Source organism: Rhodococcus sp. WB1, from assembly GCF_001700945.1.
In the GTDB taxonomy this organism is placed as follows: domain Bacteria; phylum Actinomycetota; class Actinomycetes; order Mycobacteriales; family Mycobacteriaceae; genus Rhodococcus; species Rhodococcus aetherivorans.
This window is the reverse complement of the sequence record NZ_CP015529.1, coordinates 5858283-5873331: the sequence shown is the minus strand read 5'-3', so window position 1 is coordinate 5873331 and position 15049 is coordinate 5858283. Positions and strand designations below refer to the sequence as shown.

Below are 15049 nucleotides of genomic sequence, written 5' to 3'. Positions count from 1 at the left end.
TTCGCGCGTGACACCGGAATTCGCGCACGCCGTGTCGTGGGCGGATTCCGGTTCACCGCATCGATTTTCGGACTGCGGTCCGTGCGACTCTCAGGACTTGCCGATCACGCCCGCCTCGGCGAGCGCCGCGAGCCGGTCCGCGCTCAGCCCCAGCCGGTCCGAGAGCACCTCGGCGGTGTGCTCGCCGATGGTGGGCACACCGTCGTAGCTGGGACCGTCGTAGCTGCCGAGGTGCAGCACCGGCCCCGGCATCAGCACACCCTTCATGATCTCGTTGCCCGTGATCTCGACGAGGGTGCGCTCCTGGAAGTGCGGGTCGGCGACGACGTCCGCGGCATCGTTCACCGGTGCGCTGACGACCTCGAACTTCTCCAGGGTCTCGAGCACGCTCGCCCGCGGCATCGAGCCGACCCATTCCTTCACCATCGCCTGCACCTCGTCGTTGTGCTCGAGGCGTGCGGCGTTGGTGGCGTAGCGGGGATCCTCGATGATCTCGGGCCGCCCCATCGCGGCGAACAGCCGCTTGGCGATGCCCTGGTTGGACGCCGCGATGGACAGGAAGCGCCCGTCCTGGGCCTCGTAGATGCCCCGCGGCGACGCCGCGCCGGTGGCGTTGCCGATGCGCTGCTGGATCTCGCCGAGCGCGGTGTAGCGCAGGAACATGTCACCGATGATGAACATCAGCGGCTCGTACAGCGCGACGTCGACGACGTCGCCCTGCCCCGTCCGCTCCCGCTTGTACAACGACATCGCGACGCCCATCGCGGCGGACAGCCCGGCGATGGAATCGGCGAACCCGAACGGCGGGGAGGTCGGCGGCGAGTCCGGCCAGCCGTTGACGTGCGCGAAACCGCTGGCCGTCTCGGCGACGGTGCCGAATCCCGGCAGGCTGCGATTGGGTCCGGTCTGTCCGAACCCGGACACCCGGGCCAGCACGAGCCCCGGGTTGTCCGCGCTCAGCACGTCGTAGCCCAGGCCCCACTCCTCGAGCCGGCCGGGACGGAACGACTCGACGACGACGTCGACCTCGGCCGCGAGCCGGCGCACCAGGTCACGGCCTTCCGGCGAACGCAGGTCGATGCCGAGGGACTTCTTCCCGGCGTTGAGACGGGAGAAGCCCAGCGACAACCCCTCCTTCTGCGGAACCCACTGGCGTGCGAAGTCTCCGGTCGTCGGGTCCTCGACCTTGACCACCTCGGCGCCGAAGTCGCGGAGCATGCGCCCCGCGGTGGGGGCGGCATACATGGTGCCGAGCTCGAGCACCTTGACTCCCGCGAGCGGACCCGCAGCGGATGCGTTCATCGTCGTCTCTCCTAGCCTTGTCGTCCGGTTCGGCCCTGCCGAATGCGATGTTGCCGAATACCTTGCCGGCGAATCAGATCCGCCACTGGATGTGCTTGACCTCGAGGTACTCGCGCATCCCCCACTCACCGAGCTCGCGGCCGACTCCCGAGCGCCCGTAGCCGCCGAACGGCGCGTCCGGCCGCATGGCACCGCCGCCGTTGATCCATACCGTTCCGGCGCGGATCTTCTCCGCGACGCGGCGCGCCTCGACCGGGTCGTCGCACCACACGTTCGCGGCGAGACCGAAGGGGGTGTCGTTGGCGAGGCGGATGGCCTCCTCGGTGTCCTTGAACGGCAGGATCACCGCGACGGGACCGAAGATCTCTTCCTGCACCGCGCGCGCGTTGGGCGGAAGATTGCCGAGCAGAACCGGATTGACGAACCAGCCCTTCTCGGGCAGCGGCTTGGTCACCTCGAGCAGCTTCTTGCCGCCCTCGGCCGCCGCGCCGTCGATGAAGCCCTGCACGCGGTTCTGGTGGTCGGGCCGGATCATCGGGCCGATGTTCGTCGCACGGTCCCACGGGTCGCCGACGACCATCTGGTCGAACGCCGACGCGCCGGCCTCGAGGAACTCGTCGTAGACCGAGTCGTGCACCAGCAGCCGGGCGAGGGCGGCGCAGCCCTGACCGCCGTTGCGGGACCAGCGCAGGTGCATCTCGACGGCGATCTTCTGCACGTCCACGCCGGGCAGCACGATGTTCGGCGACTTGCCGCCGAGCTCGAGGGTCACGCCGGCCAGGTTCGCCGCGGCCTGCTCCATGATCTTCGCGCCCACCCCGTCGGAACCGGTGAAGGACACCCGGTCCACGCCGGGATGCGAGGACAGCCGCTGCCCGACGTCCGCGCCGCCGATGACGACGTTCATCACGCCCGGCGGCAGACCCGCCTCGCGGATGAGATCGCCCAGGAACAGGGTGGTCAGCGGGGTGCGCGGGGACGGGAGCAGCACCACGGTGCAGCCGGCCGCGAGCGCGGCGCCGAACTTGAAGATCGCCAGGTTCAGCGGGTAGTTGTACCCGGTGATCGCCGCGACGACGCCCACCGGCTCGTACACGACGTCGCTCATCGTCGGCACCGGCTTGTCGTACTCGCCGAGATGGACGGTGCGGTCGGTCTTCGCGGCCTCGGCGGCCCACCGCAGGTGCTCGTCGACGGCCATCTTGACCTGCAGGTACTCGGCGAGCGAGACCGGCGTGCCGACCTCGTTGACGATCGAGGGCAGCAGCCGGTCGGCGGCCTTCTCGAGCACGTCGGCGAAGCGGTGGATGTGGCGGGAGCGCTCCTCGCCGCTCAGGGCGGACCACGCCGGGAAGGCGGCGCGGGCGGCGGCGACGGCGGCGTCGACCTGGTCGGTGGAGGCGCCGCCGACGGTGGCGATGACCTCCTCGGTGGCCGGGTTGTAGACGTCCCACGTCTCACCGGCGGGCTCGACCTCCCGATCGCCGATCAGCAGGGTCCGGGTTTCGGGAACCCAGTCCTTCAACGGGAATTCGGTTTCGGGCGCTGGAGTCATCTCAGGCACCTTCCTCGGTGGTGGGGCGCTTGGCCATCAGGCCGACGCGCTCGAGCAGGCAGACGAGTTCGTCGCGCTGGTTGAAGCCGCGGTGTTCGAACCACACGATGCCGCTGTCGGTGCGGCTCTCGGATTCACGCTTCTTCAGGATGGTGGTCTCCGCGCGCAGGGTGTCGCCGTGGAAGACCGGATTCGGGAACTTGACCTTGTCGTAGCCGAGGTTCCCGAGCGTGGTCCCCATGGTCAGCTCGGGTACGTGGAACGCACCGATGAGCGCGACGGTGAACAGGCTGTTGACCACCCGCTGCTTGTGGATCGTCGTCTTGCAGAACTCCTCGTCGAGATGCAGCGGCTGGATGTTCATCGTCAGCGAGGTGAACAGCACGTTGTCCATCTCGGTGACGGTGCGGGTCATCGAGTGCTTGTAGTGCTTCCCGACCTCGAACTCCTCGAAGTACAGACCGCGCATCACCGTTCACCTCTCCGTAGGATCGCCTCGGCTCGTTCGAGCCATTGAATTGCCTTGTCGTAGTGGGCCTTGTCGATGTGCAGGCCGCGATACCGCAGCGCGCCGACGCCCTCCGCCTCCGCCTTCTCGTAGGCCTCGGCGAGTCCGCGGTAGAACTCCAGGTCCTGCTCCGACGGGCTGAACACGTCGTTGACGGTGGCCACGTGGGAGGGGTGGATCGCAATCATCCCGCGGAACCCGAGCTGCCGGCCTCGCACCGCGAAGTCGCGAAGCCCGTCCAGGTTCTCGAGATCCTCCCACAGGCCGGTCAGGGCGTGGATGCCGGCCTCCCGGCAGGCCAGCAGCACCCGGCTGCGCAGGTAGAGGGTTTCGTGTCCCTCGGGGGTCCACTCGTAGCCGACCTCGCGGGCGATGTCGGCGTGCTCGGCCGACGGGCCGATCATGGCACCGACGCGCGGCGACGCTGTGGCCACCTCGAGACAGTTGTGGATGGCCTTCACCGTCTCGACGGGCACGATGTACTCGAGCCCCGCCACCCCGTTGCGCAGCTCGAAGTGGTCGAGCAGCGCGTCGTAGCGCAGGACGTCGGTGGCCTGCTCGATCTTCGGGGCGAAGATGCCGGTCAGGCCCGGCACCACGACCGCCTCGAGATCGGCCCCGGTCAGCCGGGTGGCGAGGGGGTTGACGCGCACGAACAGCCCGACGTCCCGGTTGGACTCGCGCACCCGCGCGATGGACTCGGCGACGGTCGCGCGGGCGGCCGCCTTCTCCGCGGCCGGCACGGAGTCCTCGAGGTCGAGCACGACGCAGTCGGCGCCGGCCGCGACGGCCTTGTCCACCCACTTCGGGCGGTGCCCCGGGACGAACAGGATCGAACGATACGGCTGCACGTCGTCCTCCTAGTAGCTTCGCGGCAGGCCCAGCACGTGCTCGGCCGTGTAGTTGAGGACCATCTCCTGGCTGATCGGCGCGATCCGCATGAGCCGCGCCTCCCGGAAGTACCGCTCGACGTGGAACTCCTTGCCGTAACCGAAGCCGCCGTGGGTCTGCAGGGCGACGTCGGCGGCGTAGAAGCCGGCCTCGGCGCACAGGAACTTCGCCGCGTTCGCCTCCCGTCCGCACGGCAGGCCCTGGTCGACCATCCACGTCGCCTTGTCCAGGACCGCCTCGGCGGCGTCGAGGCGGATGCGGGCCTCGGCGAGCTGGAACGCGATGCCCTGGTTCTTCCCGATGGGACGGCCGAAGACCTCGCGCTGCTTGGCGTAGTCGACGCCGCGGCGCAACGCCGCCTCACCGATGCCGAGGGCGGCGTTCGCCGAGATGACGCGTTCGGCGTTGAGGCCGCCGAGGATGGTGCGGAAGCCGTGCCCGACCTCACCGACGACGTCCTCGTCCGCGACGAACAGCTCGTCGATGAACAGCTCGTTGGTGTCGACGGCGTTGCGGCCCATCTTGGGGATCGGCCGGATCTGCACCTTGCTGCGGTCCATCTCCGCGAACATCAGCGTCATGCCGGCGGTGCGCTTGGCGTTCTCGTCGCGGGGGCTGGTGCGGCACAGCAGGAGCATGCGTTCGGCCTCCTGCGCCTTGGTGATCCACACCTTCTTGCCGGACACCAGCCAGCCGCCGTCGACCTTCTTGGCGAAGGTGCGGATGTTGGTGGTGTCCGTACCGGCGTCCGGCTCGGTGACGGCGAACGAGGTGTGCAGCTCGCCGGTGACGACGCGCGGCAGGTACTTGCGCTTCATCTCCTCGGAACCGTGGTGGATGATCGGCTCGAATCCGAAGATGCCGATGTGTACCGCGCTGCACCCGCCCATGCCGGCGCCGGACGCGGCGATCTCCCGCTCGACGATCGCGGCCTCGGTGACGCCGAGGCCGCCGCCGCCGTACTCCTCGGGGACGGTGAGACCCATCCAGCCGCCCTCGGCCATGGCGTTGTAGAACTCCCACGGGAACTCGTGGGACTCGTCGTGCTCGGCCCAGTACTCGTCGGGGAACCGCTTGCACAGATCGTGGATCCCCCGCCGGATTTCCTCGTGGGTCTCGTTCTTGCTGTAGTCCATCTCGGTTGCCTTTCCCGGCCGTCAGACCGCGGGGACCGCGGTGCGGTCTGCGTCGGAGACCGCGGTGCGGTCGTAGGTGTCGGGGGTGATGCCCTCCTCGCGCAGGACCGCCTTGCGGACCTTCTCCGACGGGGTCTTGGGCAGCGCGCCGACGAATCGAAGGTAGCGCGGGATCGCGAAGGCCGGAATCCGGCCGTCGCACCAGGCCAGGATCTCCTCCGGACCGACGTCGCCGGTGCCGACCACGGTCGCGAGCACCTCGTCCTCGCCGCCCTCCACGTCGGCGGGAACACCGATCACCGCGCACTCGACGACGGCCGGGTGCCCGAGCACCGCCTGCTCGATCTCGTAGGAGCTGATGTTCTCGCCGCGACGGCGCAACGCGTCCTTGTACCGGTCCACGAAGTAGAACCAGCCGTCCTCGTCCTTCTTGAGGGCGTCGCCGGTGTGGAACCACAGGTTGCGCCACGCCTCGAGCGTCTTCTCCGGCATGTTGTAGTACCCCATGCTGCACGTCCACGGTTGCACCGGACGCACGACCAGCTCGCCGACCTCGCCGACCTCGACCTCGCGGTCCGTCTCCGGGTCGACCAGGCGGATGTCGAACCACTCGGAGGCCGCGAGCCCCGCGGCCCCGGCCGGCCGGGGCACCCCGTAGGGCGCGACGATCGGCGCGCAGGTCTCCGTCAGCCCGAACGCATCGACGAAGGCCTCGATGCCGTAGCGCTTCTTGAAGTCCTCGACGATGGAGCTGGCCGTCGGCGCCGCGTACACGCAGCGCAGGCGGTTGTCGAGGTCGTTCTCGCGCGGCGGCTGCTTCCACGCGAAGTCCATCATGACCCCGACGAAGTTGGTGACGGTGACGTCGTCGTCGCGCACGTGGTCGATCCAGCGGCTCGCGCTGAACTTCGAGCGCACCACGGCCCGCGCCCCGGCCACCAGGGCGGGGTAGACCGCCATGAACTGGGCGTTGCCGTGGAACAGCGGCGTGGTGGTGAGGTAGGTGTCCTCGCGGGTGAGCCGGGTGAAGCACACCACCTCCTGCGCGAAGAAGTACAGCTGCGAGTTCGGCATCGCCACGCCCTTGGACGGGCCGGTGGTCCCGGAGGTGAAGAAGATCGCGCCGAGGTCCTGGGGCCGTGCCTGCGGCAGCTCCTGCACCTCGCCCGCCTCCAGCGCCTCCCACGCCTCGGCGTCCCAGCCGTTGGCGCGCAGCAGTTCGAGTGCCAGGTCGCGGTTTCCGGCGCCCGAGTCGACCACCCAGAACTTCTCGATGCCACGCGCATGCTCGGCGATCGCCACGAACCGCTCGGCGTAGGTGTCGTCGATCACCGCCCACCGCGGCTCGACGGTCACCACCTGGTGGCGGAGGAACTCGCCCTCGTAGTTGGTGTTGATCGGCACCTCGACGAGTGCGCCGACCGCGGTGCCGAACCAGGAGCGCACGAGCTGGGACGAGTTCTGCGCCATGATGATCACCCGGTCACCCTGCTGCGCGCCGGCCCGGTACCAGGAGCTCGCGATCCGTTCGGCGGAGGAGAGCATCTCGGCGTAGGTGAAGCGCCGATCCTCCTCCGGCGTGACGAGGAATTCCGAATCCGGCTGGGACGCAGCGTACGTGCGCAGCACGTGGCCCAGCGTCCAGTCCTCCGGGTCGGTGAAGGTCGGTTTCAGATCGGTGTAGGTCTGCATCAGGACAACTCCCGGTTTGCGGGGATCGCGGTGATCGACGGAACGATTTCCTTGCCGAGCCGGGAGATGGCGGCGATGGTCTCGTCCGCGTCCATCGTCGGCCACTGCGGACGCATCAGCAGCGGGTCGACCGGCATGGTGGTCACCAGGTCGGTCAGCTGGGCGACGACCTGCTCGGGATCGCCGACGACGGCGTGGCTCGACACCGCCTTGGCGAACTCGTTCTCGAGGTCGGTGCCCTTCATGACGTCCAGGCCCTTGTTCGCGTAGGTGAGGTAGCGGCCCTGCGCCACGCGGGCGTACTCCTGCATCGCCTGCTCGCGGGTGTCGGCGACCAGCACGTTGCGGCGCAGCGGCTGCGGGCCGAATTCCTTGCCCCGCTCGGCGAAGAGATCCCGCACGACCCGGAAGCGTTCGAGCACTTCCTCTTTCGGGGTCTCCGGCGGCGTCGCGTAGGCGTCACCGTACTTGCCGGCGCGGCGGACACCGCCCATCGCGTGCGCGCCGATCCAGATCGGCGGGTGCGGATCCTGCACCGGGAACAGGTGCGGCTTGACGCCCTCGAGCTGGAAGTACTTGCCGTGGAAGGTGACCTCTTCCTCCGTCCACAGCTTCTTCATGATCTGCAGCGACTCGTCGAACCGTCCGGCCCGCTGCTTGAACGGAATACCGAGGTAGTCGAACTCCTCGGGTCGATAGCCCAGGCCGGCACCGAAGATCAGCCGCCCCTCGGTGACCACGTCGAGCGTGGCGATCTCCTCGGCCAGCATCACGGGGTGATACAGCGGCGCGATCATGATCTGGGTGACGAGCTTGATGTGCGGCTCGACGTGCGCGGCGAGGCGCGCGAGCAGCGGCACGGGCTGCAGCCACCGCAGTTCCCCGTAGAGGAAGTGCTGGCCGATCGCGATGTAGGTGAAGCCGTTCTCCTGCGCCGCGTCGACGATGCGCAGTACGTCCTTGAACTGCTGTGCGGGGCTCACCGACTTCGGAACGTCGCTGAGCAGCAATCCGACCTGAACCATGGTCCTGTCCCTCCGGTCGAAGTGGTCGTTACTGAGCGGTGAGTCCGCCGTCGACCGGAATGGTCACGCCGGTGATGTAGCTGGCATCGTCGCTGTTGAGGAAGGCAATCACCGACGCGATCTCCTCGGGCTGAGCACCCCGGCCGAGCGGGATGGTGGCGACGAAGTCCTTGGTCAGGGCCGAGACGTCGGCGCCGGGCTCGCGCCCGAAGAACTGCGAGAGCATCGGCGTGACGACCTGGCCGGGGCAGATGACGTTGACCCGGATACCGTCCTTGGCGCCGACGAGCGCGAGGGAGCGGGCGAACGGGACGAGCGAGCCCTTGGTCATCGAGTAGATCGGGCTGAACGGCGAACCGATCAGCGCGGACGTCGACGACGTGAGGGTGACCGAGCCCTTGCCCTCCGCCTTCTTCAGCAGGTCGAAGCCGAGGGTGGTGGAGTAGTAGGCGCTCTTGACGTTGACCGCGATGTTCTTCTCCCAGTCGGCGTCGCCGACCTCGAGGCCGCCCGGGCCGGGCATGCCGACCTGCGCGTGCAGCGCATGGAGGACGCCGTGGTCGGCGTCGATCTTGCCGAAGAGCGAGCGAAGATCGTCGTTGTTCGTCGCGTCCACCCGCATCGGAGTGGCCTGACCGCCCTCGGCCCGGATCTCCTCGGCGACGGTGACCGCACCGTCCTCGGACAGGTCGGCGACGTACACGTGGCCGCCCTCCTGGGCGATGCGATGGCTGATCGCGCGGCCCATTCCCGAACCACCGCCGATGATCGCGGCAATACGTCCCTCGTAACGACCCAGCATTTCGTTCACCTCGTTCTCGAGAAGTTCTTCGTTGATGTGCAATGTCAGGCGCGCTGATCGAACGTGCGGCCCAGGAGCTCGGAGACGATCCGGGTGCGCTGCATGGTCGGCGTGCCGCCCGCCAGCGCCCATCCGTGCGAATCGCGGTGCAGCCGTTCGATTCCGAACTCCTCGGTGTACCCGTTGCCGCCGTGCAGCTGGATCGCCATGTCGGTGACGCGCTTGGCCATCTCGTTGGCGGTGCACTTGGCGAGGGAGACCTCGAGCGGATCGGGCAGTCCGTCGGTGATGTTCGCGACGGCGCGATCGCGGAGCAGCCGAGCGGCCTCGACCTGCAGGACCATGTCGGCCAGGGTCATCTGGACGGACTGGAACTCGACGAGCGGCTTGCCGAACTGGCGGCGTTCCTGCACGTAGGTGACGGTGCGGTCGAGCGCCTCCTGCCCGATGGCCAGGCTCATGGTCGTGTTGCCCAGGCGCTCGATGGTGAACGCGCCGAACAGCTTCCTGAAGCCGCCGGCCTCGGCGACGATGTTCTCCTCCGGAACGACCACGTCGTCGTAGAAGATGTCGGCCGACGGAATGCCCCGGAAGCCCATGAGCTTCTCGCGTGCGCCGTAGCTGATGCCGGGCCGGTCGGCCTCGACGAGGACGGCTCCGATGCCCTTGGCGCCGGGGGCATCGCCCATGCGGCAGTAGGTGAGGTAGACGTCGGCCTCGCTGCCGTTGGAAATCCACCGCTTCATGCCGTTGACGACGACACCCTTGTCGGTGCGCACGGCCTTGGTGGTCATGTCGGTGGCGGCGGAGCCGGCGTCGGGCTCGGAGATCGCGACGGCCATGGTCTTCTCGCCGGCGACGATCTGCGGCAGGAACGTCTTCTTCTGGTGTTCCGTGCCCAGGCGGGCGATGGCCTGGGCCGGGCCGGTGTTGGATTCGAAGATCTGGAAGGCCGCCGGCCGGCACACCTTCGCGAACTCCTCGATCACCGCCAGGGCGTGGGACAGCGGGGCGCCGGACCCTCCGTACTCCTCCGGCAGCGAGATGCCGAGATAGCCCAGCTCGCCGAGGAAGCGACGCTCGTCGTGCGGGAACGCGGTGCGTTCGAGATCCCACTGCGCAGCCTTCGGTGCGTAGCGCTCCCGGGCTACGGTCGCCGCGGCCGCACGGATGTCCCGGAGCTCGTCGTCGACGTGCGATGTCGCCATGTCCCCACCTTTCTGTGTTCATCATTAACCTAAAGTGCCCACCGGATGTGGTCAAGGTCACTCAGTTCGATGACTCACATACTAACCATGATAATGATTAAGAGGCAATCGCTTCTTTGGTCGATGGTCGCCACCCAGGCCCGGAAGGGTCGTCACCTGCGGAATTCGCGGCCTCGCCGGCGCCGCCCTGTCCTTCCCGCGCCCCCACCGCCTATTGTGCAATACATCACAATCGTTATCAGTTTCTATGGAGGTCACATGATGACACTCGACTCGTCCCCGACGGCGCTGGAGGAGCTGGCCCGGCGCCTCACCCGGCTCGAGGACCGTGCGCGCATCCAGGACCTCGTCGCGGCCTACGCCATCGCCGTCGACGACCACGACCTCGAGACCCTGCTCTCGCTGTTCACCGAGGACGGCGAGTTCGAGCGCGCCGGCTCCATCGCCCGCGGGCGCGAGGAGATCCGCGAGTTCTACGTCGCCGCCATGGACCGCTACAGCCTGACCCTGCACTCGCCGCAGAGCGACCAGATCTCCGTCGACGGGGACCGCGCACGCGGATTGCTCACGGGCCGAGCAGAACTGGCGCTCGACGGGACGTTGATGATGGCGGCGTACCGATACTCCGACGAGTACGCCCGCGTGGACGGCCGCTGGCTGTTCCGGCGCCGGGACCTGCGGTTCATGTACGCCGTGCCGTTCGAGCGGATGAATGCGGGCCTGTGCACGACGGAGCGCATCCAGTGGCCGGGCACGCCGCACCGGCGCGCCGACTTCCCCGAATCCCTGCCGACCTGGTCGACCTACCGATGAGGGCCCTACCGGTGTGACGCGGGCCATACGATCGGTCGGAGAATGGTTTATAGTAACCATCATCATGAATTGATTTCCCGACTGGAGGAACGCCCATGACCCGCGCTGTCATCGTCGACGCCGTCCGATCCCCCACCGGACGGGGCAGAGCGCAGGGAGCGCTGGCCGGGGTGCACCCCAGCGATCTGCTCGCCCAGGTCCTGGCCGGGCTCGTCGCCCGCAACGACCTCGATCCCGGCCTGATCGACGACGTCCTCATCGGCTGCGTCAACCAGTCCGGCGAACAGTCCGCCACCCCCGGGCGGCAGGCCCTGCTCGCGGCCGGATTTCCCACGCACGTGCCCTCCGTGACCATCGAACGCAAGTGCGGCTCCGGCCAGCAGGCCGTCGACTTCGCGGTCCAGGGCATCACCGCCGGCGCGTACGACATCGTCGTCGCCGGCGGCGTCGAGTCGATGAGCCGGGTCCCGATGGGATCGGCGGCCATGGGCAAGGACCCGCACGGGCCCGCCGTGCGCGAGCGCTTCCCCGATCTCGTCCCGCAGGGCATCGCCGCGGAGCTCGTCGCGCAGAAGTGGGCACTGAGCCGGGCCGAGCTGGACGAGTACTCGGCCCGCTCGCACGAACGCGCGGCACACGCGCGCGCCGTGGGCTGGTTCGACGGCGAGATCGTTCCCGTCACCACCCCCGACGGCGTGGTGACCTCCGACGAGACCATCCGCGAGGGCACCACCGCCGGCAGGCTCGCCGGTCTGCCCGCGGCCTTCGACACCGACACGTGGCGCGAGCGTTTCCCCGAGCTGGACTGGAAGGTCACCGCGGGCAACTCCTCGCAGATCTCCGACGGCGCGGCCGCCCTGCTGATCATGTCCGAGGAGAAGGCGGCCGCGCTCGGCCTGCGCCCGCGCGCCGCGATCGTGGCCTCGGCCGTCGTGGGCGACGATCCCACCCTCATGCTCACCGGCCCCATCCCCGCCACCGAAAAGGTCCTCGCCCGGGCCGGCCTGTCCGTCCGGGACATCGCCGCCTTCGAGGTCAACGAGGCATTCGCCGCCGTCCCCCTCGCCTGGCAGCGCGAGATCGGCGCGTCCGACGACGTCCTGAACCCGCTCGGCGGCGCCGTCGCCCTCGGACACCCGCTGGGCGCGTCCGGTGCCCGGCTGATGACCACACTGCTCCACCACCTCGAACGCACCGGCGGGCGCTACGGCCTGCAGACCATGTGCGAAGCCGGCGGAATGGCCAACGCGACCGTCGTGGAACGACTGTAGAAACCCACTTCCGACTCAGGAGAAATCATGGACATCACCCAGGGATCGGCGGTAGTGACCGGCGGGGCCTCCGGCCTCGGCCTGGCCACCGTCAAGCGCTTCGTCGGCCTCGGCGTGCCGACGGTGATCCTCGACCTGCCCACCTCCGACGGGGAGGTCGTCGCCAAGGAACTCGGCGAGCTCGCCGTGTTCGCCCCGGCCGACGTCACCGATCCCGACGCGGTGAACCGCGCGCTCGACGCGGCCGAGGAACGCGCTCCGCTCCGGGCCGTCGTGCACTGCGCCGGCCGCGGTGGCACCGTCCGCGTCGTCGAGAAGGACGGCACCCCCGGTTCGCTGGACATGTACGAGAACCTGATCCGGATCAACCTGATCGGATCGTTCAACGTGCTGCGCCTGTCGGCCGCCCGCATGGTGAACAACGAGCCCGTCGACGGCGAACGCGGCGTCATCGTCCTCACCGCGTCGGTCGCGGCGTGGGAGGGCCAGATCGGCCAGATCCCCTACGCCTCCGCCAAGGCCGGTGTCGTCGGCATGACCCTCGTCGCCGCCCGTGATCTGGCCCGGAAACTCGTGCGCGTCAACAGCATCGCGCCGGGCACCTTCGACACACCGATCCTGTCCCGGTTCTCGCAGGAGATCCGCGACGGACTCGCCGCCCAGACCCCGCACCCCGCCCGCCTCGGGCAGCCCGACGAGTACGCGAAGCTCGCCCTGTCGATCGTGGACAACGCGATGATCAACGGCGAGACGATCCGTATCGACGGCGCGATCCGCATGCAGCCCCGCTAGGAGACAGCCATGGACACCCCCGTACACGTCGAACAGTCCGACGGCGTGCAGATCATCACGATCAACCGGCCCGAGGTGCGTAACGCGATCAACACCGAGACCGCCGTCGCCGTCGCCGCCGCCCTCGATGAACTCGACGCCCGCGACGATCTCGTCGCCGGCGTGATCACCGGCGCCGGCAAGACCTTCTGCACCGGGATGGATCTGAAGGCCTTCCTCGCCGGCGAACGCCCCTCCGTCGAGGGTCGCGGCTTCGCGGGCATCACCGAGAAGTCCCCCGCCAAGCCGCTCGTCGCGGCGGTCGAGGGACACGCCGTGGCCGGCGGGTTCGAGATCGTGCTCACCTGCGACCTCATCGTCGCCTCCGAGACAGCCGTCTTCGGCCTGCCCGAGGTCAAGCGCGGCCTGCTGGCCGGTGGCGGCGGACTCCTGCGGCTGCCACGCCGCGTCCCGCACCAGCTCGCCGTCGAATGGTGCCTCACCGGTGAGTACTTCTCGGCGCAGACCGCGTACGAGGCGAAGCTGCTCAACCGCCTCGTGCCCGAGGGGCAGGCGCTGACCGAGGCGATCGCCCTGGCGAAGACCATCGCGAAGAACGGCCCGCTCGCACTGCGCGCCACCAAGCAGATCATCGCGCAGGCCCGGGACTGGTCCAACGAGGAGGAGTTCGAGCGCATGCGCGAGATCTACGAGCCGGTGCGTTCCTCCGCCGACGCGAAGGAAGGCGCGCTGGCGTTCAAGGAGAAGCGCGAACCCGTCTGGCAGGGACGCTGACCCAGCGGTACGACGAGCGGGGCCCGGGAGGAATTCCCGGGCCCCGCTCGCATTCGTGTGCCGAAGGACCGAATGTCACACCGCTTCGATCAGGGCGGTTTCAGGCGGCCGATGCGACAAGCTCGGTGAACGCTTCGGTTGGCGTGCGCCAGCGTAGCGTCTGCCGGGGGCGGCCGTTGAACTCGTCCTGGACCTGCTGCAGGTCCTCGGGCGTGTACACCGACAGGTCGGTGCCCTTGGGGAAGTACTGCCGGAGCAGACCGTTGGTGTTCTCGTTGGTGCCGCGCTGCCACGGCGAGTGCGGATCGCAGAAGTAGACAGCGACGTCGGTGGCCATGGTGATCTGGGCATGAGCACGCATCTCGTGGCCCTGATCCCAGGTCACCGACCGCTGCATCACCTCCGGCAACGACCGCATCGCGGCGATCATCGCATCGCGGACGCCGGACACGTCGCGGACCTTCGGCAGGTGCAGCAACACCACGTACCGGGTGGTGCGCTCGACCAGGGTGCCGATCGCCGAGCGGTTGCGCGCCCCCATGATCAGATCTCCCTCCCAGTGCCCGGGCACCGCCCGGTCCTCGACCTCGGCGGGCCGCTGGGAGATGAGGATCTTGTCGGGAATATGGCGGGCACTGCTCGGCACTCGCCCCTGCGGCACCCGACGGGTGTGCCGGCGCCGCAGATACTCCGAAAGCTCTTTTCGCAGTTCGCCTTTCAGTTGCACATACACGGCCTGGTAGATGGTTTCGTGGGACACCCGCATCTCCGCTCGGTCGGGGAAGTCGACCACCAGCCTGGCCGAGATCTGCTGCGGGGACCAGCGCAGCTTCAGCCTGGCGACGACATACGCGCGCAACTCGGGTGCGGCCATCAGCTTGGCGACTTTCGGTCGCAGTGCTCGGGTCCAGGCCCGCGCGTGGGCCGACACGGCGCGGTAGCTACCGTCGCGGTTGCTGTTGCGTTCGATCTCCCGGTAGATCACCGACCGGTGCCGGCCCAGGTGCGCGGCGATCGTCTGGACCGACTCGTTGCGGGCGAGTCCGAGGGCGACAAGCTCCCGCTCGCCCAGGGACAACGACCGTCCGCCGTGCTCCCAGTGCGGGGCACGGCGGACGGTGCCGTTGGCCTCGTCCTCCCACCGGTAGCCGGTTTGTCGGCTGACACCGACCGCGGCTGCGGCCTTGGCGATCGACACCTTCGTCATGCGCATGGCGAAGAACCTAGCCTTCTTCGCCTCTCGTGCTGCTCGACCCACTGACATCTCCCCTGGTCAGGGA

Annotated in this window: 14 protein-coding genes; 4 read left to right on the top strand and 10 right to left on the bottom strand. The window is 68.7% G+C overall.

The genetic code is table 11. The annotated features are described in order from the left end of the window. Positions 1-90 precede the first annotated feature (90 nt). From A4U64_RS26380 to A4U64_RS26340, 9 genes are all read right to left on the bottom strand, one after another. Entirely contained in the window at positions 91-1302 is a 1212-nt protein-coding gene (locus tag A4U64_RS26380) for a CaiB/BaiF CoA transferase family protein (RefSeq protein WP_043802022.1), read from the bottom strand. Positions 1303-1375: 73 nt separating this feature from the next. Then, a complete protein-coding gene (locus A4U64_RS26375) occupies positions 1376-2857 on the bottom strand; it encodes an aldehyde dehydrogenase family protein (protein ID WP_065923356.1) in 1482 nt (493 codons plus the stop codon). Between the two features lies 1 nt (position 2858). Next, a complete protein-coding gene (locus tag A4U64_RS26370; RefSeq protein ID WP_029546556.1) occupies positions 2859-3326 on the bottom strand; it encodes a MaoC family dehydratase in 468 nt (155 codons plus the stop codon). Beyond that, on the bottom strand, positions 3326-4216 hold the full coding sequence (locus A4U64_RS26365; protein ID WP_006941636.1) for an HpcH/HpaI aldolase/citrate lyase family protein: 891 nt from the start codon (positions 4214-4216) through the stop codon (positions 3326-3328). Before A4U64_RS26365 ends, A4U64_RS26370 begins: the two co-directional genes overlap by 1 nt. Positions 4217-4225: 9 nt before the next feature. Next, on the bottom strand, positions 4226-5392 hold the full coding sequence (locus A4U64_RS26360; protein WP_006941637.1) for an acyl-CoA dehydrogenase family protein: 1167 nt from the start codon (positions 5390-5392) through the stop codon (positions 4226-4228). A gap of 21 nt (positions 5393-5413) precedes the next feature. After that, the gene (locus tag A4U64_RS26355) at positions 5414-7084 is read right to left on the bottom strand and encodes an AMP-binding protein (RefSeq protein ID WP_043802016.1); all 1671 of its coding nucleotides are present in this window, start codon (positions 7082-7084) and stop codon (positions 5414-5416) included. Beyond that, a complete protein-coding gene (locus tag A4U64_RS26350) occupies positions 7084-8109 on the bottom strand; it encodes an LLM class flavin-dependent oxidoreductase (protein ID WP_006941639.1) in 1026 nt (341 codons plus the stop codon). Before A4U64_RS26350 ends, A4U64_RS26355 begins: the two co-directional genes overlap by 1 nt. A 28-nt stretch (positions 8110-8137) precedes the next feature. Then, positions 8138-8911 (bottom strand): SDR family NAD(P)-dependent oxidoreductase, encoded by a 774-nt coding sequence (locus A4U64_RS26345; protein WP_196813340.1) that lies wholly within the window; start codon positions 8909-8911, stop codon positions 8138-8140. Positions 8912-8955: 44 nt separating this feature from the next. Then, positions 8956-10119: an acyl-CoA dehydrogenase family protein gene (locus A4U64_RS26340; RefSeq protein WP_065923355.1), complete on the bottom strand. Its 1164-nt coding sequence runs from the start codon at positions 10117-10119 to the stop codon at positions 8956-8958. Between the two features lie 258 nt (positions 10120-10377). Here A4U64_RS26340 and A4U64_RS26335 point away from each other — a divergent pair, with 258 nt between their 5' ends. The 4 genes from A4U64_RS26335 (at position 10378) to A4U64_RS26320 (ending at position 13769) form a co-directional block, all read left to right on the top strand. Then, on the top strand, positions 10378-10932 hold the full coding sequence (locus A4U64_RS26335) for a nuclear transport factor 2 family protein (RefSeq protein WP_065923354.1): 555 nt from the start codon (positions 10378-10380) through the stop codon (positions 10930-10932). 95 nt (positions 10933-11027) lie between these two features. Next, on the top strand, positions 11028-12203 hold the full coding sequence (locus A4U64_RS26330; protein WP_065923353.1) for a thiolase family protein: 1176 nt from the start codon (positions 11028-11030) through the stop codon (positions 12201-12203). 27 nt (positions 12204-12230) lie between these two features. Then, positions 12231-12995: an SDR family NAD(P)-dependent oxidoreductase gene (locus tag A4U64_RS26325; RefSeq protein ID WP_043802011.1), complete on the top strand. Its 765-nt coding sequence runs from the start codon at positions 12231-12233 to the stop codon at positions 12993-12995. Positions 12996-13004: 9 nt separating this feature from the next. Further along, positions 13005-13769: a crotonase/enoyl-CoA hydratase family protein gene (locus tag A4U64_RS26320; RefSeq protein ID WP_065923352.1), complete on the top strand. Its 765-nt coding sequence runs from the start codon at positions 13005-13007 to the stop codon at positions 13767-13769. Between the two features lie 100 nt (positions 13770-13869). Here A4U64_RS26320 and A4U64_RS26315 read toward each other — a convergent pair whose 3' ends face one another. Then, complete coding sequence (locus A4U64_RS26315; protein ID WP_051446190.1) at positions 13870-15033, bottom strand: IS30 family transposase; 1164 nt, start codon at positions 15031-15033, stop codon at positions 13870-13872. Between the last annotated feature and the right edge of the window lie 16 nt (positions 15034-15049).